General features: G+C 32.5%; 1 protein-coding gene and 1 pseudogene. One reads left to right on the top strand and one right to left on the bottom strand.

The genetic code is table 11. The features are described 5' to 3' along the window. The first annotated feature begins 289 nt into the window (after positions 1-289). Complete coding sequence (locus TY19_RS10000; RefSeq protein WP_042280807.1) at positions 290-1735, top strand: hypothetical protein; 1446 nt, start codon at positions 290-292, stop codon at positions 1733-1735. A gap of 39 nt (positions 1736-1774) precedes the next feature. On the opposite strand, the pseudogene TY19_RS19685 reads toward TY19_RS10000, so the two are convergent. Next, positions 1775-2367: pseudogene (locus TY19_RS19685) on the bottom strand (transposase); the annotation flags it as partial.

Here is a 2367-nt window from a genome sequence, read left to right as displayed (position 1 = left end):
CTTCTTACTTGTACTTTAAGATCTGCAGCTTCTTGTGCGTTTATAGGTACCCAAGTTTGAGTTGAATAACTACTAGCAGTGCAACTATTCATAATAATCTCCTTTTTACATTGTTAACGAAAAATTAATACAATCTTGAATAAGAGATTATTAATATTTTCATATTTGTCAAGAATAATTTTTAATTATTTTTTTTGCATTTTTAAGGGTAAAAAAAAGAAAATGGTATAATAAATGTAACTGTTTTTATATGTAATTATTTAAAAATTTTTAATTAAGAGGATGTCTTATGAACGGCGACTACTCTAATTTTAATCGAATTTCAATTGATTCATTACATCTAGCTTCAGGAAATCAGGAATCGACATCTTCTCAAAAATCTAATCTTCCAAACCAACATACGGTTACAAATTGGAATGATATAGGTACGAATGAGATAATTGATAAAATTAATATAACCACAAGCCAACTTACCATTTTTCCTGATGACCAGCAAGAATTACAGTCCGAACAATTGTCAAGCCTTCCATTGACTCCTCTTTTCACAGAAGCAGATGGCCCCCTTTTAAAGCAATTATCCACTGATGAAGAGTTTGAAGAACAGGATGAGCTAATTGAGATAAACGTATCTGAGGATAGCATATCTGATAATTTTGAAAGTTTAGAATTAGATTTAGATCTAAATGAAGATATCTGGGAAAACACTGAAGCCAAAATTCAAATATCAGACAATAAAGAAGAAATTTTAGAAACAACAAATCAAGTAGCGGAACAGACAAGTCAAGTAGCGGAACAGACAAGTCAAGTAGCGGAACAGACAAGTCAAGTAGCAGAAACGACAAACGAAGTAGTAAAGACCAAAATTGCTGATGAAGCAAAAACTGATGAGATTATATCTGACGTACTTACAAAAAAGATTGAAGTTAGAAAAGAAGAAATTGAACTAAGCACAGAAGCATCTGCGGATCTTAAACGCGTTCAAGCGCAATTTAAAGGCTATATTACTGCTAAAGGAAGAAATTTAGATAAAACCATCGAAAAAATCTTTACAGAAGCGAGTAAGCTTGATCCAGAAGAGCACCAAGAATATATTGAGAAGAGATTAGAAAAATTAGTTGCTCAAGGAAAAATTGGTAAAAATGAAAATGGAAAATTTGTTCCTTTAACTAAAGAGGAAGCTGAACTTTTCAAACATAAATTCAAACAACATTTCACAACTTTCGTTAATACACATTATGCTATGCCTTTAGAACAGGTCAAAAAGACAAGTTCAAATTTAGAATCGAAGGAAGTATCTCATACAGAAAAAACTGAAAATTCTGAAAGCGTAAAAGAAACTTCAAATACTCAAAGTAATAAAATTGATCAGCTCAGTCATCTAATCATTAATCCTAAAGAGACAGCCAAACATGTTAGAAAAGTTTTAATGAAATTAGCTGAATTAAAAGAAACAAAAAGGAGATTAAATGAAGATAGGGCACGGGAAACAAGTGCAGAGGCGGAGTTTATTGCTCAGCAAATTTTAAAGCAAGCAATCCTGAAAGAAGAAATTTCCAAAACAAACCTCAAAAATACTATTTTGAAAGACCAAATTGTGGGTGAATCTAATAAAACGACAACTTATTTAGAGACACGGCTTGTCAAAACAATTGCAAATGGAAACTTCACTCTTGAGAAACGAACTCAAAAAATAGAAATAGGGCATGTCAAAATTTATTCTGCAAATCGTACGTAAAATTATTCGATCATTGAGATAAATTTACTTAGAAGCTGTTTAAAATCTTTTTAAAAGGAGAACTACAAACGCCAAAATGACCAGATTTAAGCTTGTATTCAATTTTCTTTCGCAGTTTTTCCATCACCTTCTGCATTTTTCTAGCCGGCTAAAAGAGCGCTCTACAATCCATCTTTTCGGAATCACTTTAAAAGCATGCAATTCGTTTCTTTTCGTTATCTCTACTGTACATCCCAACATCTGCTAAAATATTTTTTACTTCAGACAAAACACCCTTATTCAGTAAACGTACTTCTAGAGCTCCTTTTCTATCAGTAACATTTGCTGTGGTTAGATGAATGACATGAGGCAATCCTTGAGTGTCTACTGCTATGTGCCGTTTGATACCTGAGATTTTTTTTCCTGCATCATAGCCTTTACTTTCAGCTGTATCGGTATTCTTAACGCTTTGCGCATCAACTAGGATAAAACTGGTTTTCTCGTTCCGACCACTGCTTAGTCGAACCTCTCCAACGATTTTTTTTAAAAATTACTCTAGAATACTTCCAGGAGTTGATTGATCTTTTTTGGAGAAAAGAGTGAAATAATAATAGCATATTTCCCATTTAGGATATTCTTTTGGCAACATACGC

The sequence above is a fragment of the Candidatus Protochlamydia sp. R18 genome, from assembly GCF_000648255.1.
Taxonomy (GTDB): Bacteria; Chlamydiota; Chlamydiia; order Chlamydiales; family Parachlamydiaceae; genus Protochlamydia; species Protochlamydia amoebophila.
The sequence above is the reverse complement of the archived record's forward strand: the minus strand, read 5'-3'. Positions and strand labels throughout refer to the sequence as shown.